Source organism: Salipiger aestuarii (assembly GCF_003259905.1).
GTDB classification, from domain to species: domain Bacteria; phylum Pseudomonadota; class Alphaproteobacteria; order Rhodobacterales; family Rhodobacteraceae; genus Salipiger; species Salipiger aestuarii.
The window spans coordinates 1-19,752 of the sequence record NZ_QLMG01000016.1; the positions used below are offsets into that span (position 1 = coordinate 1).

At 60.4% G+C, this 19,752-nt stretch carries 17 protein-coding genes; 2 read left to right on the forward strand and 15 right to left on the reverse strand.

Annotation, left to right across the window (positions count from 1 at the left end; translation table 11 throughout):
• Positions 1–391 precede the first annotated feature (391 nt).
• From ATI53_RS10140 to ATI53_RS10205, 14 genes are all read right to left on the reverse strand, one after another.
• Positions 392–1,549 carry an acyl-CoA dehydrogenase family protein gene (locus tag ATI53_RS10140; protein WP_009504319.1) on the reverse strand — a complete coding sequence of 386 codons (1,158 nt, stop codon included), beginning with the start codon at positions 1,547–1,549 and terminating at the stop codon, positions 392–394.
• Between the two features lie 205 nt (positions 1,550–1,754).
• Positions 1,755–2,681 (reverse strand): electron transfer flavoprotein subunit alpha/FixB family protein, encoded by a 927-nt coding sequence (locus ATI53_RS10145; RefSeq protein WP_009504320.1) that lies wholly within the window; start codon positions 2,679–2,681, stop codon positions 1,755–1,757.
• Positions 2,681–3,439, reverse strand: coding sequence for an electron transfer flavoprotein subunit beta/FixA family protein (locus ATI53_RS10150; protein WP_089962628.1), 759 nt, complete (start codon positions 3,437–3,439; stop codon positions 2,681–2,683). Before ATI53_RS10150 ends, ATI53_RS10145 begins: the two co-directional genes overlap by 1 nt.
• 39 nt (positions 3,440–3,478) lie before the next feature.
• Complete coding sequence (locus ATI53_RS10155) at positions 3,479–4,261, reverse strand: enoyl-CoA hydratase/isomerase family protein (protein WP_009504322.1); 783 nt, start codon at positions 4,259–4,261, stop codon at positions 3,479–3,481.
• 11 nt (positions 4,262–4,272) lie between these two features.
• Positions 4,273–5,052 carry an enoyl-CoA hydratase-related protein gene (locus tag ATI53_RS10160; protein ID WP_009504323.1) on the reverse strand — a complete coding sequence of 260 codons (780 nt, stop codon included), beginning with the start codon at positions 5,050–5,052 and terminating at the stop codon, positions 4,273–4,275.
• An 89-nt stretch (positions 5,053–5,141) separates the two neighbouring features.
• A complete protein-coding gene (locus tag ATI53_RS10165; RefSeq protein ID WP_089962630.1) occupies positions 5,142–6,392 on the reverse strand; it encodes an ABC transporter substrate-binding protein in 1,251 nt (416 codons plus the stop codon).
• 83 nt (positions 6,393–6,475) lie between these two features.
• Complete coding sequence (locus ATI53_RS10170; protein WP_311135904.1) at positions 6,476–7,714, reverse strand: ABC transporter substrate-binding protein; 1,239 nt, start codon at positions 7,712–7,714, stop codon at positions 6,476–6,478.
• A 33-nt stretch (positions 7,715–7,747) separates the two neighbouring features.
• Positions 7,748–8,560, reverse strand: coding sequence for an ABC transporter ATP-binding protein (locus ATI53_RS10175; RefSeq protein ID WP_009504326.1), 813 nt, complete (start codon positions 8,558–8,560; stop codon positions 7,748–7,750).
• Between the two features lie 12 nt (positions 8,561–8,572).
• Positions 8,573–9,646, reverse strand: a complete 1,074-nt coding sequence (locus tag ATI53_RS10180; protein ID WP_009504327.1) for a branched-chain amino acid ABC transporter permease — start codon at positions 9,644–9,646, stop codon at positions 8,573–8,575.
• A 3-nt stretch (positions 9,647–9,649) separates the two neighbouring features.
• Positions 9,650–10,537 carry a branched-chain amino acid ABC transporter permease gene (locus ATI53_RS10185; RefSeq protein WP_009504328.1) on the reverse strand — a complete coding sequence of 296 codons (888 nt, stop codon included), beginning with the start codon at positions 10,535–10,537 and terminating at the stop codon, positions 9,650–9,652.
• On the reverse strand, positions 10,538–12,457 hold the full coding sequence (locus tag ATI53_RS10190) for an AMP-dependent synthetase/ligase (RefSeq protein WP_240778592.1): 1,920 nt from the start codon (positions 12,455–12,457) through the stop codon (positions 10,538–10,540).
• A complete protein-coding gene (locus ATI53_RS10195; RefSeq protein WP_009504332.1) occupies positions 12,450–13,256 on the reverse strand; it encodes an ABC transporter ATP-binding protein in 807 nt (268 codons plus the stop codon). Before ATI53_RS10195 ends, ATI53_RS10190 begins: the two co-directional genes overlap by 8 nt.
• Before the next feature lie 38 nt (positions 13,257–13,294).
• Positions 13,295–14,149 carry an SDR family oxidoreductase gene (locus tag ATI53_RS10200; protein ID WP_009504333.1) on the reverse strand — a complete coding sequence of 285 codons (855 nt, stop codon included), beginning with the start codon at positions 14,147–14,149 and terminating at the stop codon, positions 13,295–13,297.
• A 100-nt stretch (positions 14,150–14,249) separates the two neighbouring features.
• Complete coding sequence (locus ATI53_RS10205) at positions 14,250–14,504, reverse strand: hypothetical protein (RefSeq protein ID WP_146609910.1); 255 nt, start codon at positions 14,502–14,504, stop codon at positions 14,250–14,252.
• A 195-nt stretch (positions 14,505–14,699) separates the two neighbouring features.
• Between ATI53_RS10205 and ATI53_RS10210 the strand changes: the two genes are divergently transcribed.
• Together ATI53_RS10210 and ATI53_RS10215 are read left to right on the forward strand one after the other, a co-directional pair.
• Entirely contained in the window at positions 14,700–15,368 is a 669-nt protein-coding gene (locus ATI53_RS10210; protein WP_111550336.1) for a cupin domain-containing protein, read from the forward strand.
• A gap of 165 nt (positions 15,369–15,533) precedes the next feature.
• On the forward strand, positions 15,534–16,595 hold the full coding sequence (locus ATI53_RS10215; protein ID WP_009504338.1) for a flavin monoamine oxidase family protein: 1,062 nt from the start codon (positions 15,534–15,536) through the stop codon (positions 16,593–16,595).
• 64 nt (positions 16,596–16,659) lie between these two features.
• Here ATI53_RS10215 and ATI53_RS10220 read toward each other — a convergent pair whose 3' ends face one another.
• Positions 16,660–19,740, reverse strand: coding sequence for an efflux RND transporter permease subunit (locus tag ATI53_RS10220; RefSeq protein ID WP_009504340.1), 3,081 nt, complete (start codon positions 19,738–19,740; stop codon positions 16,660–16,662).
• Positions 19,741–19,752: the final 12 nt, after the last annotated feature.

The following is a 19,752-nucleotide window of genomic DNA, read 5'->3' on the forward strand; positions in this document are numbered from 1 at the left end:
GCCAGACGGTCAGCAGCGAACGGCAGATGCCATGCCGCCGCGCTGTCGCTGAGACCTGCCGATGTCCCCCAAGGCTTTCTCGACCACCCTGATCTTGTCGGCATCGCTCCAGTGCCGACGACACGGCGTATCCTCGGTGGACAGGATCTCGATCCGGGGTGTGACCGTAAGGTCGACCATAACGTGGGACTTATCATCGCCTCCAACGCCCCGTCAGACGGCCCACGCCGGAGGGATACGACCGAGCACCCCTGCGAAGGGACAATCCGGCCCCCAACCGCCGCTCCGGGTCTTCGAGGCCCCGGCCCAGTACGACCGCCGCTTATCGCACGACATACCGCGAAGGTTCCCGGCCTCGACGGCGATCAGCGGGCGACCAGGGCAAGTCCGTTCAGATATCCATTGACCGGGCGATCAGTTCCTTCATGATCTCATTGGTGCCGCCATAGATCATCTGAACCCGGCTGTCGGCGTAGAGGCGCGCGATAGGGTACTCCATCATAAAGCCGTAACCGCCGTGCAGTTGCAGACATTCGTGCATGACTTCGTTCTGCGTCTGGCTGCCCCACCATTTCGCCATCGAAGCGGTGGCCGCGTCAAGCTCGCCGGCCTCAAGCCGCGCGATGCCGTCATTGACAAACGTGCGCAGCAATTCGGCCTTTGTCTTGCATTCCGCCAGCTTGAAACGGGTGTTCTGGAAATCCATGATCCGCTTGCCAAAGGCCTTGCGGTCCTGAACGTATTTCACCGTCTCGTCGATCGCGAAGTCGATGAAGCCAAGCGCGGTGATGCCGATCATCAGCCTTTCCCACGGAAGTTGCTTCATCAGCTGATAGAACCCCTGCCCCTCTTCCTGACCAAGGAGGTTGGCTGTCGGCACCCGCACATCCTCAAAGAACAGTTCGGCCGTGTCAGACCCTTTCATGCCCAGCTTCCTGAGGTTCCTCCCACGACGGAAGCCCTCCGCGCCCTCGGTTTCCAGAACGATCAGGGACACGCCCTTGGCACCGGCGCTGCGATCCGTCTTGGCCACGATGACGATGATATCGGCGGTATGTCCGTTGGTGATAAAGATCTTCGAGCCGTTGATCTTGTAATGATTACCGTCCTTTTCGGCATGGGTCTGGACGCTCTGAAGGTCCGAGCCCGTTCCCGGTTCGGTCATCGCGATGGCCGCAACGCTGTCGCCGCTGATCAGCCGCGGCAACCACTTCGTTTTCTGCTCTTCACTGCCGTAGGCATTGATATAGTGGATAACGATGGTCTGGATGCCATAGCCCCAACCGGTGTCTCCGACGCGCCCCTGCTCGTAAATCGTAATCGCATCGAACCCGATTCCGCCGCCGGACCCGCCATAATCCTCGTCGATCGAGCCCCCCATCACGCCCTGCTCGCCAACTGTTTTCCAGAAGCTGCGATCGACGATACCCTGTTCGGCCCATTTCTCGATATTGGGGGCCATTTCCGCCTGAAAGAGCTTGCGCGTGCTGTCCGCGAACATCTTGTGTTCATCAGAAGCCCAGGTTGTCGTGTTCTTGATCAGAGACATGTTTCTTTACCTGTGGAGCCTTATTTGCATCTCGAAAAAACTACCAAGTGTTTTGTTTTCTGACAACGATCCGGAGCCGGCCCTGGCAATTCCGTTACGTTTCCGGGACGCGCAACGCGCGGTTCCCGACGCGACACAACACCACCGCCGCATGAAAAAGGCCCTCCGCGATCAGAGGGCCTTTTGCGGTTTCGCTATGTCGGGCTCAGAGTTTCTCGACCAGTTCCGGCACGGCGGTGAACAGGTCGGCAACCAGTCCAAAATCCGCAACCTGGAAAATGGGGGCTTCCTCGTCCTTGTTGATCGCAACGATGATCTTGGAATCCTTCATGCCCGCAAGGTGCTGGATCGCGCCCGAGATGCCAACGGCCACATAAAGACCAGGCGCGACAACCTTGCCGGTCTGGCCGACCTGCCAATCGTTCGGGGCATAGCCACTGTCAACCGCCGCGCGGGACGCGCCGACTGCGGCGCCCAGCTTGTCGGCGAGTTTTTCGATCAGGGCAAAATCCTCCTCCGAGCCGACACCGCGCCCGCCGGAAACAACCACACCGGCAGAGGTCAGTTCGGGACGGTCGCTTTCGGCAACCTTGTCTTCGATCCATTCGGAAAGGGCCGGATTTTCCGCCGCCGAGATGGTTTCCACCGCAGCCGAGCCGCCCGTCCCCGCCGCGTCGAAGGTCGAGGTCCGGAAGGACACGACTTTCTTGGCGTCTTTGGATCTTACGGTCTGGATCGCGTTGCCCGCGTAGACCGGGCGTTCAAACGTGTCCCCGTCGACCACGCCCGAAGCGTCGGAAATCACCATAACGTCCAGCAGCGCGGCGACGCGGGGCAGCACGTTCTTGGCGTCGGTGGTGGCGGGGGCGACGATATGTTCGTAGTCGCCCGCCAGGCTAACGATCAGCGCCGCGGTGGGTTCGGCAAGCCGGTGCCCAAGGGCGGGATCTTCGGCCACGAGTACCTTTGCCACGCCGTCGATCTTGGCGCAGGCCTCGCCCGCGGCGGCGGCCGAGGCACCGCAGCAGAGCGCGGTCACGTCGCCCAGTTGCTTTGCAGCCGTAACGGCTTTTGCAGTTGCGTCAAACGCCAGTTCACCATCGGTGACTTCTGCGAGAAGTAGAACAGCCATTACACAGCCCCCGCTTCTTTGAGTTTCGATACCAGTTCATCGACCGACTCGACCATGATCCCCGCCTTGCGGGCCTCGGGTTCTGCGGTCTTCACGATTTCCAGACGATTGGCGACATCAACGCCGTAATCGGCGGGAGTCTTTTCATCCAGCGGCTTTTTCTTGGCCTTCATGATGTTGGGCAGCGACGCATAGCGCGGCTCGTTCAGCCGCAGGTCGACGGTCACGACCGTCGGCAAGGACACTTCGATGGTTTGCAGACCGCCGTCCACCTCGCGGGTGACCTTTGCCTTGTCGCCGACAATCTCCAGATCCGAGGCGAAGGTCGCCTGCGACCAGCCCATGAGGGCGGCCAACATCTGGCCGGTGGCGTTCATATCGTTGTCGATGGCCTGCTTGCCACACAGCACAAGACCTGGCTGCTCTTCGTCAACGATCGCCTTGAGGATCTTCGCAACGGCCAGAGGCTCGATATCGTTGTGCACGTCATCCGCCGCCACAACAAGGATCGCACGGTCCGCGCCCATCGCCAAAGCGGTGCGCAGCGTTTCCTGGCTTTGCTTGACCCCGATGGAAACGACCACGACTTCGTCCACCTGACCCGCTTCCTTGAGGCGGATCGCCTGTTCGACGGAAATCTCGTCAAACGGATTCATCGACATCTTCACATTGGCAAGATCGACACCTGAACCGTCCGCTTTGACGCGTACTTTCACGTTGTAGTCGATCACGCGTTTGACAGGCACCAGCACCTTCATGAGCGGTTTCCTCCAGTTATTGATGTGGTTTCGACCGTCTTAACGGTCCTTGAATTCGGGTCTTCGTTTCTCCGAGAACGCCTTCATGGCTTCGGGGAAATCATGCGCGCACAACAGAACGCTTTGGGCATCACGCTCGATGTCCAGCGCTTCCAGATAGCTGCATTCGGCTGCGGCGCGCATCACGCGTTTGGCGGATTGTACGCCGAACATCGGATGGGGGGCAATTTCGCGGGCGATCTCAAGCGCACGTTTCTCGACCTGCTCGGCAGGAACGCATTCTTCCACAACGCGCAATTCCTTCGCGGTTCGCCCGTCGATCTCGCGACCGGTAAGAACAAGCATCCGCGCCACCCCCGCGCCGGCGCGTTGCTGGAGCAGCCAGCTTGACCCTGTATCGGGACAACCGCCAACGCGGGCAAAAACCTCGCACAGCCGCGCATCTTCGGCGGCAACGACAATATCCGCCGAAAGAGCAAGGCTCAGACCGGCACCGAAAGCGACACCGCAGACGGCCGAGATCAGCGGCTTGCGAAAAAGATATGCGGCGCGTCCGCCATCGTGAACCTTGTCGACCATTTCGGACGTGGCCCTGGCCCCCTTGGCAACCTCGGACTGGAACCCGACCAGATCCCCGCCGCTGCTGAAATGATCGCCCCCGGTCATGACCACCGCCCGGATCGTGTCATCCTGTTCGGCGTCGCGCAGATGCGCCACCAGTTCCCCGACGAAGGCGATGCTGTAGGGGTTGCGCTTGTTGGTCTGAACAAAGCGCAGGATGCCGACAGGGCCATCTTTTTCAAAGCGAATAAGTTCGGTCATTCCAGCCTCCGTCAGGTTCCGGTCCAGACCGGCGCGCGTTTTTCGGCAAACGCCTTGGGGCCTTCAACAGCATCATTGCTGGCATAGACGACCTCATGCAGGCGCCTTCCCTCTTCGAGGCCGCCGGCGCAGCCCAGATCCATGGTTGCGCGCACGCCGCCTTTCGCCGCAATAACCGAAAGCGGGGCCGCGCTGGCGATCCGTCTGGCAAGCTCATATGCCCGCGCGCGCACGGCGTCCGGCGTTTCCTCAAGATAGTTGGTAAACCCGTAATCGTGCAGTCTTTCGATCGGCATCAGATCACCGGTCAGGACAATTTCCATAAGGATCGGTTGGGGCAGCATCGACAGAGCCGGAGCCGCCCACGGAGACCCGCGCCCGATCTTCACCTCGGTGATGCCGACCTTGGTGCCCATGAGGCCAACGCGAAGATCGCAGTTGAGCGTCAGCATCATGCCGCCGGCCATCAGGGATCCGGTCATGGCGGCGATGATCGGCTTTTTGCAGGCGCGCATGGTTTCGTGAAACGGGTCGCGCATCTTGGACAGAATATCGACCCCCTCGTCACGCGCGATCTGGGCAGCTTCCTTGAGATCCATCCCGGCAGAGAACACACCGCAATCGGCCGAGGTCAGAATGGCGACGCGAACGCTGTCATCCGCCTCGATCTTTTCCCAGGCATCCGCCAGCCCGTTCGTTGCGGCCACCGACAGCGCATTCTTGCGCTCGGGCCGGTTGATACTGACGGTCGCGATGCCGTCTTCGATCTTCACGTCAATAGGGTTCATCATATCTGCCTCGTTTCTTTGGGACATTCCCGATGGAAAACTCGGGCCGAGGTTCCCCCGCGCGACGATGTCGCGCGCGGGGGTGTTCAAGCTCATTCGACGGTGAACTTCTCGGAGCTTTCCTTGATCACTTCCCACACAACGTCGAGGTACTCGGCGCTCCAGTCTGTCAGCGGAACCCACTTTTCGCCGTCCCACTGCTCGATGCGGGTTTTACCGCCGCCGCCGTGATCTTCGGGTGTCACAGACAACGGAGCCATCAGGCCGTTGGCATCGTATCCCGAAAGCGCCTCGTAGGCCGTCTTCATGGTTTCCGGGGTCAGCGGCCAACCGTTTTCTTTGATCGCCATCCGCGCGGCTTCAAACCCGGCCGAATAAATCGCCATGCCAATGTTGTAATACACGTCACGCACCAAGCTTTCGGGCCCGCTGCCTTTGCCGTCGGCATAGTAGGTTTCCAGCATCGTTTTCACGATCGGGACTTCCTGGCCACCGGCGACGTTGGTGCCGCGAAGAATGCCCGTCGCCTCTTCCGCGCCGATGTTGGCGATATCGACCTCGTTCAGCCAGTTCGATGTCAGGTAACGGTCGATCGGGAACCGGTTGCGACGCATTTCCTTGGAGGCGACCACATGTCCACCAGCCAGCAGCCAGCTGATGACATAGTCAGGCTTGTCGCGGCGAATTTTGCTCCACGCGCCGGACTGGTCCGACCCGGGCAGCGGAACCGGATACAACTCGAGTTCAAAGCCCTCTTTCTCGGACAGGGTTTTCAAGATCTCGATCGGTTCCTGACCGAACGGATAATCCAGATAGATGAACCCGACCTTGGCGTTGCTCAAATCGCCGTCGAGCTGCTCCTTGATGAAGGCAACGTCGTTGGCGGCCTGCTGCCAGTAGGTCGGACCCACCGGGAAAACCCATTCGAACACCTCGCCGTCAACCGCATCGCCACGGCCAACGAAAGACTGCATCAGAAGGTTTTCGTCCTTCATCGCACGCGGCATGACAGCGTTGGTGACAGGCGTGGACAGGAAGTTGAAAATGAAAACGCCGTCGCGCTTGAGCTGTTCGTAGCATTCCACGCCGCGCTGGGGTTCGTTGCCGTGGTCGCGCACGATGACTTCAACCGGGTGCCCTTCGATGCCACCGTTGTCGTTGGTGTACATCGCGAGATCCTGGGCGGCCTGGGCCACCTGGGGCGAAATGAACGTATACGATTTGCTGAGGTCGAAACAGAGCCCGAACCGGATCGGCTCCTTGTCTTGCGCGGACGCAATAGTCGCGCCTGTCGCCAACGCGGCGGTGAGCGCCACCGCCTTGATGTGCTGTTTGATTTCCATGCTTTCTTTCTCCCTTTGATCGACATCAGCGCAGCTTATCGCTATTCGGGCGCGCCGCCGCCGACCCTTGTGCTAGCTGACCGTCACTGTTCGTATTTCGAGGAACTTTCCCTGACCACGTCCCACACCACATCGCTGTATTCCGCGAGCCAGTCGGTTTGCGGCACCCAGGTCTCTCCGTCCCACATCTCGATGCGGGTCTTGCCGCCGCCGCCGTGATCCTCCGCTGTCAGCGTGATCGGCGCCATCAGCCCGTTGGCGTCGTAGTTTTCCAGAGACTCCAGTCCGGCCTTGTAGGACTGCGCGGTGATTGGAAGGCCTTCCATCTCTTCCGCCCGTCGCGCGGCCTCGAAAATGATCGAGTGCATCGCCAGGCCGGTATTGTAGTAAACGTCTTGCGTATTGACCAACGGACCCGAACCTTGCCCCTTGTCATAAAGTTCACTTATGATCTCGGTCCGAAGGGCCACGTCCGGCCCCCCCACGACATTGGTGCCGCGCTTCAGTCCGATGGCGGCCTCGGTCCCGATATTGGCGATATCCACTTCGTTCAGCCAGTTGACCGAAATGTACTTTTCCATCGGAATGCGATTGCGCTGCATTTCTTTCGAAGCAACGACATGCGCACCGCCAAGCATCCACGAAATCACATGATCGGGCTTGTCGCGGCGCATTTTCGACCAGGCCCCCGACTGGTCGCTGCCAGGCAGCGGCACCGGGTAGAGCAGAAGCTCGAAGCCCTCCATTTCCGACAACGTCTGCAGAATCTCGATCGGCTCCTGCCCGAACGGGTAGTCGAAATAGATGTAGCCAACCTTGACGTCCGAAAGATCGCCGTCGTGCAATTGCTTGATATAGCCGATATCGTTGGCCACCTGCCCCCAGTAGGACGGGCCGGCCGGATACACCCAGTCGAATACCGTGCCGTCCACCGCATCGCCACGACCGACAAGCGACTGCATGAGAACGCGTTCGTCTTGCATCGCACGCGGCAGAATCGCCAGAGACACCGGCGTGGACAGGGTATCGAAGACAAAGACCCCCTCGCGGCTCAGCCTCGAATAGCATTCGATCCCACGCTGCGGTTCGTTACCGTGGTCGCGCACGATGACTTCAACCGGCTCGCCGCCGATCCCGCCCTTCATGTTTATGAGCTTTGCGAGATCCAGCGCGGCCTGCGAAACCTGCGGTGTCGCAAAAGTATACGCCTTGCTGAGATCATAACAGACACCCACCTTGAACGGCTCGGCCAGAGCCTGCGTCCCGGTAATCAGGCCGCCCATCATCGAAAGTGCTGCTAACGCCTTGGTAAGTTGTTTCATCTTTTCCTCCCTGAACACTGCCTGTTTGGAACCTCAACTCAGCCAACGTTTGCGTCGGCTGTAGTGTTTGACATTGTGGAAATCCGTCCCTTCACCTCCTCCGAGATAGAATTCCTGAATGTCCGAGTTTGATTTGAGAGCTTCGGCGGTGCCGTTCATGACAACGCGGCCGTTTTCGATCAGATACCCTTCGGAAACGATCTCCAGAGCGGCCAGGGCGTTCTGTTCCACAAGCAGAACCGACATTCCCTCTTCCTTGTTGATCTTTTGTAGGATGCCAAAGATCTCGGCCACCAGGAACGGCGCAAGTCCTAGGCTTGGCTCGTCCAGCATCAGCAGGCTGGGCTGGGTCACCAGCGCGCGACCGATGGCCAGCATCTGCTGCTCGCCGCCCGACAGATAGCCCGCCAGAGAATTGCGCCGCTCGGCAAGCCGGGGGAAGTAGTTGTATATCTTCTCCTTTTCCCCGCTCAGATCCGATCGCGACATTCCGGTCGGGGCGGCGGCCGTCAGATTTTCGTCCGGCGTAAGATGTTCAAAGACGCGCCGTCCTTCGATGACGTGACAGATGCCCAACTCCACGCGGTTCTGGGCAAGCATCTCGGTGATATCCGTTCCGTTGAACCTGATTTCACCCCGGCTGACGCGCCCGCGTTCAGCTTTCAAAAGTCCACTGATCGCCTTCAGCGTGGTGCTTTTCCCCGCTCCGTTCGACCCCAAAAGCGCGATCATCTCGCCCTTTGGGACCTGAATCGAAACACCCTTGATCGCCAGCATCACGTTGTCATACAGCACCTCGACACTGTTCATCGACAGAATGGGCTGGGCTTCGACCTTTTCCTGCATCGGCTTTCCTTTTTACTTCCTGAGCTGATCGAAGGGCCAGACCATCAGATAGTCCCGGATGTTTCCGTAAAGCTTTCCCAGCCCCAACGGTTCGATCAGAAGAACCACGACGATCAGCGCGCCATAGACCGCGTTCGGGATATGGGCGAGCGTTTCGACATTGATCTGCGTGCCAAGTCCGGCACTTCCCGCAACGACCAGACCGTTCACAAGACCGGGTACGAGCAGGATCAAGGCAACACCGAAATAGGATCCGATGACGCTGCCAAGCCCGCCGACAATCACCATTGCCAGAACCTGGATCGAAACGTTTACCGAAAACTGCTCGGGCGCGGCCAGGAAAAAGAAGGTCGCAATCAGCAGGGCGCCACTGACGCCCGCAATAAAGGACGATGTCGCGAAGGCCAGGATCTTGTAGTAGAAACTGTTCACCCCCAGGATCGCGGCGGCAAAGTCCTTTTCCCGCACGGCGACCAGGGCGCGGCCCAGACCCGTACGCTTCAGATTCAACATGAAAATCGTGACCAGCACGCACCATCCGAAGGCGACATAGTAATAGCCGGCATCCGACGTGATATCCTGCCCAAGCAGCGCCAGCGTCGGAGATTGCAGCGACGCATGTGAGCCCCCGGTGATCGCCGGCGAATGGGTCAGCACCCAGTCCATCACGAATTGCATCGCAAGCGTCGTGAGCGCAAGATACAGACCTTTCACCCGCAATGCCGCAAAGGCAAACAGGCTGCCGATTACCGACGATGACAGTCCACCGATGATGAGGGCGAATTCCCAGGGAATCCCGAACCGCGCGGCGTGGATCGCGGAATACGCGCCAACCGCCATGACCGCGGCATAGCCCAGATGAAGCTGGCCGGCCCACCCCGTCACCAGGTTCAGCCCAAGGGCGGCCGCCGTCCAGATCAGCCACGGCAGTATGTAACTGTTCAGATAAAGCGACGGTATGATGAACGGTGCCACAAGACCGAACAGAAAGATGAACGCAGCCAGATTCCGGTCGGCAGGCAACTTGAAGATCCGGGTGTCGGATACATAGTCGGCGTGGTGAACACCGGAGAGTCGGTAAAACATTCCTTACACCCTTTCGATGTCGTGACGGCCGAACAGTCCGTGCGGACGGATCATGACTGTCAGAATAAGCACGGCGGCGACGATCAGTTCGCGGCTTCCCCCCCCGACAAGCGGATCCAGGAAGTCGGCGCCCACGTTTTCCACGATCCCCAGGATAAGACCGGCGATCACCGCCCCCAGGATACTGTCGAGTCCACCAAGGACAGCGACCGTCAGACCTTTGAGAAGCAACAGTGACAGCGACTGATCGACGCCCTGGATTTCACCCCAGATGACGCCCGCCCCGAGGGCAACGACCGATGCCAGGGCCCAGGACAGGCCGACGCCGCGCTCGACCGAAATCCCGACCGACCACGAGGCCATGTAGTCATCCGCGATGGCCCGCAGTTTCACGCCGGTTCGCGTGCGGAAAAACAGCATGAAGGCGACAAAGAACGCGATCGTGACCGCAGCCCCGACCAGATGGATGCGACTGACGAAGATGTCGCCGACGAACAGCGGTTCATAGCTGACCCCCAATTCCATCGACCGCGACGTACCCCCCCAGATCGCAAGCGTTGTGCCGCGCAGGAAGATGTCCAGGCCAAGCGTCAACATGAGGATCATGACGACCGGGCGCCCCGCGAGACGGCGCAGTGCCACACGCTCGATTCCGAAACCCAGCGCGAACATGATGACCGCACCGAGGGGAATGGCGACCCAAAGCGGCAGGCCCGCATCATGGGACAGAGCAAGAACCACATAGGCCCCGACCATCGTCAGCCCGCCCTGCGCGAGATTGGGCACCGAGGAAGCCTTGTAAATCAGCACAAGGCCGATGGCGAAAAGCGAATACAGAAGGCCCGTCAGGGCACCGTTGATCGCAAGCTCTGATAGAAAGACCCAGTCCATTCATACCTCCCTGATGGGAAGGCTTCTTTCGACCTTCCCGACTTCGCCGGTCTCGTAAGTCACCTGGGCGCTTACATGGACCTCTTTTGAACCATCGTAGAGCGCCGCGACGACGTCGGCATAACGTTCCTCCACGACCTTGCGACGCAGTTTCCGTGTTCTCGTGATCTCGCCATCGTCCGGATCGAACTCTTTCGGCAGGCTGACAAAGCGTTGCAGGCGCAATGGCTCGGTGAGGGCGTTGTTCACCCGCTTGAAAGCCCCGTGCAGCAGCGTGGCAACCTCGGCGCGCTGGGACAGATCGGCATAGGACGTGTATGGCACGCCGTTCACCTCGGCCCAGTGTCCGACCGCTTCGAAATCCACGCAGACCATTGCCGTGAGTTCATCCAGCCCGGCACCAAGCACCGCCGCATCCTTGATGTACGGGCTGAACTTCAGCCGGTTCTCGATATAGTTCGGCACATAGCGTTCACCTCCGGCGGTATACATGACCTCGGAGACACGCCCCAACACCACGAGTTGCCCGTTTTCCTCGACATAGCCGGCGTCGCCGGTACGCAGCCACCCTCCCTCAAGGGCCTCGGCAGTCGCTTCGGGCTTGTTGAAATAACCTTTGAACACGCTGTCGGAGCGGATCAGGATTTCCCCGTCGTCCGCGATTTTCAGCTCGACGCCCGGCACCGGTTTGCCAACGGTGTGAAGGCGTACCTCGCCCGGAGACTGGATCGCATTGATCGCGCTGTTTTCGGTCTGGCCATAGAGCTGGCGCAGCTTGATCCCAAGAGCCCGGTAGAAAACAAAAGTGTCTTCGCCGATCGCTTCGCCGCCGGTGAACGCATTCTTCAGGCGGCTCATCCCGAACTGGTCCTTGATCGGACCGAAAACGATCGCCTCTCCCAGAAGCCGTCCCAGAGGCTCCAACGCACCGCCGCTCTCGCCATTCAGCTTACGCGTCTCGGCAGCAACCGCCCGGTCCATGAAGAAACGGTACAGCCATTTCTTCAACGGGGTCGAATTTTCCATGCCGACCTGGATCGTCGTCAGCATCTGGTCCCAGCTTCGGGGGGCCGCAAGGTAAAAGGTCGGTGCGATTTCCCGCATGTCGCGCACGACCGTTTCCTGCCGCTCGGGCACGTTCACGGTAAAGCGCCAAAGCAGCGCCGCCGCGACGGTAATGGCAAAGTCACCCACCCAGGCCATCGGCAGATAGGCCAGCACGTCCTCGTTCTCCTCGAAGGCACCGGCTGCATGGCCGTTTCTTGCCGCGGCGAGAACGTTCTTCTGGCTCAGGACGATCCCTTTCGGTTTGCCGGTCGTCCCCGAGGAATGCATGAAAATTGCCGGATCGTCGGGTTTTGTGCGGTTCAGAATTGACTCTCGGCGGTGCGGATCCTCGTTAAGATCATGTCGGCCGATATCGATCAGGTGATCCCATGACATCAGTCCGTCGTCTTCATAAAATCCAAGCCCGCGCGTTTCGTCGTATATGACATGAGCGATGCCGCTCGCGCCCGCGGTCCGGACCTCGAGAATCTTGTCGACCTGCTCCTGATCTTCCGCGATGGCCGCCACGATTTCGACTTCGCCCAGGAAATGCTGAAGCTCTTCGAGCGTCGCCCCCGGATAGGCCGGCATCGCGTAGGCCCCGAGCAGGGAAACCGCAAGCATGCCAGCGTAGAGCCGCGCACGGTTGTCGCCCAGAACAAGCACGGCCTTGCCCGGCTCTACTCCGAGCTTTTCAAGTCCAGCCGCGCAGGCCAGAATCTCTTCGACATACTCGGCCCAGGTGCTTTCTTTCCAGATTCCGCGCTCTTTTTCGCGAAGCGCAATACTCGACCCGTAGTGTGACGCGTTCCGCGCCAGCAATGTGCCGATCGTCTCGCTGGCGGAGACTTGCAATGTCGCCTCTTCAGCCATGCGTCCCTCCAACATATGCCTCGATGACCCTCGGATGCTTTACAACTTCCCTAGGAATGCCGCTGGCGATCATTTCGCCGTAGTTCAGCGCCAGCATGCGGTCGCAGATGCCGATGATGACATCCATGTGGTGCTCGATCAGAAGGACGCTGACGCCGCGTTCGGCCCGAGCGTCCAGAATGAAGCGGGACATATATCCCTTCTCCTCTTGGTTCATACCTGCCATCGGCTCGTCGAGGATCAGCAATTGCGGCTCCGCCACCAGCGCGCGCGCAAGCTCGACGCGCTTTTTCAGGCCGATCGGAAGGCCATCGACCAGCTCGTGCCGAATGCTCTCAAGCTGAAGAAACTCGATCACCTCTTCGACGATTTTACGGTTCTCGATTTCTTCGCGCTGCGCGACCCACCAGTAAAGCGCCGTGCGCAGAACGCCCTGCTTCATGTGGATGTGTCGCCCAAGCAGAATGTTGTCCAGAACGCTCATTCCGTTGAACAGGGCAAGGTTCTGAAAGGTTCGGGCGACCCCGAGCTTTGCAACCTTGTGCGGCGCGGTGCCCGTGATGTCATTTCCCGCCAGCCGGACAGTCCCTGTATTCGGAGGGTAGAATCCGGTGATCGCGTTCGTAAGCGTTGTCTTGCCGCTGCCATTCGGACCGACAAGACCAAAGATCTCCTTGGGTTGAATGACGAGATCCACACCTGTGACAGCGACGATACCGCCAAACCGCCGTTCAATCCCACGGCACTCCAGTATTGCCCCATCACCGGTACCGACATCTGTTGTTCTTTGCGTCATCATCTGGATCCTGTTGTCCCCCGCTAGGTTCGTCGCTTGTATCAGGAAATCCGGAAATAATCCGGTCGCCCTGTCGGCCAGGGATCGCCCCACATCTGTTGCCCGCCGTCGATGTTCAGAACTTCACCAGTCACGAATTTTCCGGAACTGGCCGCCATATAGACAACGCCTTCCGCGACATCCCATTCGTCCCCGGCGTGCCGCATCGGATTGGAGTCCTGAAAGGTTGCCGCGCCCTCCTCGGGATAGTTCCCGAAACCGTTGCTTTCGCAGCACCCCGGCGCCACGCAGTTCACGCGGATGTCATGCGGCGCCCATTCTACCGCGACCGATTTGGACAGGTATATCACCCCCGCCCTGGCCGCGCAGGTATGCGCGATGCCGGGCATCCCGCGCCAGACGTCGGCCACAATGTTCACGATCGCGCCCGGCTGTTCGTGCTTTACCCAATGGCGCGCCATGGATTGCATCATCCACCAGGTTCCATTGAGGTTGGTGTCGATGACGGCGTTCCAGCCCTTTGGGCTGAAATCCAGGGCGGCCTGCGGAAACTGCCCCCCTGCATTGTTCACCAATACGTCAATCGAACCGAATTCCTGATTTACCCGGCCAACGAAATCCTCGACCTGCTCGGGATCCCGGATGGTCATGGGCATGGCAAAGGTTCTGGCACCCAGACCTTCGAGAAATTCCGTGGCCGACGCCAGCTTTTCCTCGTTGCGCCCGTTTATCGCAAGGTTGGCACCCAGCCTGGCGAACAGGCTTGCAATCGCCAGACCCAGACCACCGCCCGCCCCTGTGACAACAGCGGTCTTGCCTGCGAACAGATCGCGTGCGAAAACGGTCGAGCGCACTTTCAGGTCTTCTGGCGAAGAACCGAACTGCGTCTTATTCATGACGCCTCCTCCCTATCCCCATTTGGGGTTATTTCGATAATCTAACGCGCGTTAGAAAGTTAATCAAGACAAGAATATGCTTTGTGCCCGCACCTCGCATTCACATGGCAAATACCTGAAAATAAACGATTTTATCCACTGCCATCAAGAGTGTCCGCGCGGACACCGGTACGATGCGGAACGCCAGCGCTTCTCTGGCAAGGGGCGCGACGGGATATGTCCAGGCATCGCAGAATCCACCGAAAGCGATCCCTGCGGCTTTGCTCGCCCCGCCCGCGGCAATCGACACCGCAGGTCGCACGCCCGGCGTCGATCGTGCCGTCCTTGTGCATTCGGGCCTGCGCCATTTCGCCATCGCAAGACCCGAAGCTTTTGCAAATCGCGGTGCCCGGAGTCAGGCCGTCCGGTACCGCACGCCTGCCGGATGCCCCAAGGACAAGGGAAAATGAACTTGCCATTACAAATCTCGTGCCTAGCTACTGGCAACAATAGGCCATCAACCAGTTAAAAGCCTCTGCCAAGCGCCTGAGGCCAGGAAGGACTGAACGTCGTGGAACTCAACGCTGATTTCTCAAAACCGGTTGTCGTTCATTCGGACAGGATCGACTGGCAGCCTTCGCCGATCGAGGGCGTGGACAGACGTATGCTGGACCGGATCGGCGATGAGGTGGCGCGGGCCACCACCATCGTGCGCTATGCGCCGGGCAGCCGGTTTTCGGCGCACACCCATAGCGGTGGCGAGGAATTCATCGTTCTGGACGGCGTGTTTCAGGACGAGCATGGCGATTATCCGGCGGGCACATATGTGCGCAACCCCCCCACGACCGCGCATACGCCGGGATCGGAGGCGGGATGCACGATCTTCGTCAAGCTGTGGCAGTTCGACATGGCCGACCGCACCCAGTTCCACAAGGATATGGAGGCCGAGCTTGGCGCTCCGTCAGAGGGCGTCGCCACGGCAGTCCTGCACCGGGACGCGCGCGAAGTTGTGACCTACAGCAAACTGGAGGCGGGCGCCGCCATGACGTCACATGCGCCGGGCGGGATCGAGATGCTGGTCATCAGCGGCACGGTCACGGTAGACGGTGACGTTTTGGAACGAAATGCCTGGCTGCGCCTGCCGGATGGCGCGGCTTTGACCGCGACGGCGGGCGATCAGGGGGCGAAGCTTTGGATCAAGACAGGCCACCTGACCCATGCAAAAGCCCCGGCGGTTTGATCATGGCGATCAGGAAACTTCGGTCTGTCTTGGGCGCTGCGCCGCCAGAGGCCGGGGCCATGGCTGCGCCATTCGGCAGTTGAGCGACGCACCCTTGACCTGTCTCACATTACGGCCCCCCGGATCATAGGCGATCTGCAAGCCACGCCAAAGGCAATTTGAAACGTGCAAACCCAGACCCTTATCATCGGCGGCGGTCTGTCCGGACTGGCCCTTGCCGCTCGGCTGGCCGCAGAAGGACGCGATTTTCGTCTGGTCGAGGCCCGGGACAGATGGGGCGGTCGTATCCTGACCGAGCGGTTTGGCGAGGGTGCGTTTGACCTGGGCCCGTCCTGGTTCTGGCCCGGTCAACCCCGCATGGCCGCCCTGACCGAGCGGCTTGGATTGACACGATTTGACCAGTTCTACGAGGGTGATCTTCTGTACGAAGATGAAACCGGACATGTCCAGCGTGGGCAAGGCTTTGCGTCGATGCAAGGCTCATGGCGGCTGCGCGGCGGTATGGGCAGTCTTATCGACGCCCTCGTGCGCGACATTCCCGAGGACCAGCGTCTAAGCGCGACACCGATCCGGGCGCTGCACAGAACGGCAGATGGCGTCACGGCCCGCACCGATTTCGGGCAGGAAATCAACGCGCAGCAGGTCGTGCTGACCGTGCCCCTGCGGATCGCGGCGCGGCTGTCCTATGTCCCGGCGCTGCCGAATGACACCATCGCCACGATGGAGAGCATTCCGACCTGGATGGCAGGACAGGCCAAGGCCGTGGCCGTTTATGACCGTCCTTTCTGGCGGGACGCGGGCCTGTCCGGTGACGCGATGAGCAGGTTCGGCCCGATGGTCGAATGCCACGATGCCAGCCCCATGCGGGGCGGGCCCTATGCCATATTCGGCTTTATCGGCGTTCCGCCCGCAGGCAGGCGCGATCGCCACGCCCTTGACCGGCAGCTTCGCGCGCAGTTGTCCCGGCTCTTTGGCCCCGAAGCACAGGCGCCAAAGAGCCTTTTTGTCAAGGACTGGGCGGCCGATCCGTGCACGGCAACCGATCTGGATCACCGGCCTGTCCATGCGCACCCCGACTATGGTCTTCCGCACGTTCTGTCCCGGCTTTGGGACAATGCGCTGATCCTCTCCGGGACCGAGGTCGCGCCGACATTCGGCGGCTTTCTCGAAGGCGCGCTTGAGGCCGCGGACCGCGGCTATGACGCTCTGCAACGTAACGGGGATTGAGATGTGATGGCCGACGGCGGCACCGCAATGGTGGATGCCGCCGCGCGCACAGCACGATTTCGGATCAGCCCGCCGCGTCGGCGCTCTCGGGATCGGCGTCTTCTTTCGGAGGCTTGATCCGAAAGAAGAGCGCATAAAGCACCGGAACCGCAACGAGCGTCAGCACCGAAGCGAATGCAAGGCCGCCCATGATCGTCACCGCCATCGAGGCAAAGAAAGCATCCGGCAGAAGCGGGATCATCCCGAAGATCGTCGTGCCGGCCGCAAGCACCACAGGACGCAGACGGCTGACGGACCCATCTATGATCGCCTTGTAATCCGCGACACCCTCGGCGCGTTGCAGGTCGATCTCTTCGACCAGGACGATGGCGTTCTTCATCAGCATGCCCGAAAGCGACAGGAAGCCAAGCAGCGCGGTGAACGTAAAGGGCAATCCGGTGAACAGCAGCCCCAGCACCATCCCCGTCACCGACATCGGCACGACAAGCCACAGGATCAGCGGTTGGCGGACCTTGTTGAACATCAGGATCGAGATCGTCAGCATCACAAGAAAGCCCAGCGGAAGCTGCTTTCCAAGACTCTCCTGAGCCATCTGGGCGCTTTCGAACTCTCCGCCCCATTCCAGGCTATACCCGTCAGGAAGCGAGATGGCCTCGACATCGGTCCTCACGCTCCGAAAGGCTTCATCCGCGGTCAGATCACCGCGCGCGCCCCCAAGGACAGTGATGGTCCGCTCGCGGTCGCGCCGGTGAATGAGCGCCTCGACAAGTTGGGTTTCGAAACTTGACACGAGGTTGGCCATCGGCACGTATGATCCGGCCCCATCGGACCACACAGACAGGTCACGCAGGCGGTCAACCCCGTCGCGTTCGTTCTCGGAAAGACGGAGATGGATCGGGATCACCTCGTCGTCCTCGCGCAGCTGACCGACACGCAGCCCGGAGGTTCCGTACTGAATGGTGTCGGCAATCGCGCCGCGCGTTGCGCCGGCCAGACGCATGCGCGATTCATCGACGATGGGTTCGATGAGGATCTCGCGCTGGCGCCAATTGGTGCGCGGATTGGTGATTGTACCGGCATCCTCGTAAATCCGCATCGCGTCATCCGCGAGCTTGCGCAGGATGACCGGGTCAGGCCCCGAAAAACGAACCGCCACATCGGCACCGGAAGGCGGCCCGAACACGATTTCTTCGACACGGATCAGAGCGTGGGGAAATTCGGCGGGCAGATCCCGGTTCAGCCGGCTTGCGATAGACGAGATTGCCTCGGGGTCCGCGACCCGGACGATAAGCTGGCCATAGCTGGGGTCTGCCTGCTCGGGGTTGTAGGTCAACATGAAGCGGCTCGCGCCACGCCCGACAAGGGTTGTCACGTCCGTCACGTTGTTCTCGGCCAGAAGCACTTGCTCCAGCCGTTTCATCTCGTCGTCGGTGACGTTGACATCGGTCCCCTGTGGCATCTGGACCTCGACGTAGAAGATCGGAGTGTTCGATGCCGGGAAAAATGCCTGCTTGACCTGCCCGAAGGCCATCACAGACCAGACGGTAATCCCTAGGATTGCCAGGACGACAATGACGCGGGACCGCAAAGCAAGCCACAGGAACCAGCGGTAGACCCCGTAGAACGCCCCTTTGTAGGGATCGTCCGACGTGTCCTTTGGCGCGCGAAGCAGCAGCTTGCCGAGGTAGGGCGTGACCGAAACGGCAAGCGCCCAGCTCATCAGCAGCGAGATCGCGATGACCGCGAACAGCGAGAACAGGAATTCGCCGGTCGCATCGGGCGACAACCCGATTCCGGAAAACGCCATGATCCCGATAACCGTCGCGCCAAGCAAGGGGATCGACGTGGCGGTTTCGGTCTCGGCCGCGGCGTCCTCCGCCGTCTTTCCGCGCGCCATCCCGATCACCATCCCCTCGGTGATGACGATGGCATTGTCGACCAGCATCCCCATGGCGATGATCAGCGCGCCAAGGCTGATCCGTTCCATCTGTATGCCGAACACAGACATGAAGAACAGCGTCGAGAACACCGTCAGCCCCAGGGTCAAGCCCACCACCAGGCCCGCGCGCCAGCCCATGGTCAGCATCAGCGCGGCAACGACAATGCCGACCGACTGTCCGAGACTGACGAGAAAGCTGGAAACGGCCTCGTCCACGACGACGTGTTGCTCGTAGATCGGAACGATTTCGACACCCTCCGGCAATTTCGCCTTGAGCCGGTCCAGACGGGCCGAAACCCCCTTGCCCACCTCGACCACGTTCCGGTCTGTCAGCGCCGACACGCCGAGGGTAAAGGCCGGCGTTCCGTTTTGCCGGATGACCTGGCTGGGCTGTTCGGCCTCGTCGCGGGTCACTCTGGCGATGTCATAGACCGCGACCTGGCCAACCTCTCCCGCCACGCCAAGCCGAAGTTCCTCGATTCCTTCGGGGCTGACATAGCCTGGCGGAACCGACAGGCCGATCCGGGCGGGGCCCTCGGTAATCTCGCCGTTCGTGAACACCTGGTTTTCATCGGCGAGAACGCCCAGGACCTGGTTCGGAGGAAGACCCAGCTCTGTCAGCCGCGATGACGGGATCGAGATGTTGATCACCTCTTCCGCCAGCCCCTGAACCTCGACCTTGGCGACGCCATCGACAGTCACCAGCCCAAGACGCAGGGTGGTCGCCAGATCGCGCTGTTCTATCGGGCTCAGCCCTTCGGTCGTCACTGCATAGAACATGCCATAGACGTCGCCGAAATCGTCATTGATGATTGGCGGGCGGGCGTCTGCGGGAAGGTCGCCCTTTACGTCGCTGATGCGGCGGCGCATTTCGTCCCAGACCTGCGGGATTTCGTCGGGGCCGTAGGTCTGCTCGATCTCGACGGTGATCTGGGCCATTCCCGGCATGGATTTTGATTCCACCCGGTCAAGCTGCTTCATCTGCTGTAACGCGTTCTCGACGACATCCGCGACCTCTTCCTCGACCTCGACGGCCGTGGCGCCCGGGTAAGGCACGAAGACAAGCGCCGTTTTGAGAGTGAAGCTGGGGTCTTCGAGGCGGCCCACTGTATTCAGCCCCCAATAGCCGCCGACGAAGCAGAAGATGATGACCAGCCAAGCCGCCACAGGACGCTTGATGCTCGCGCGTGAGATACTGAATGCCATGGGTGTGTATGG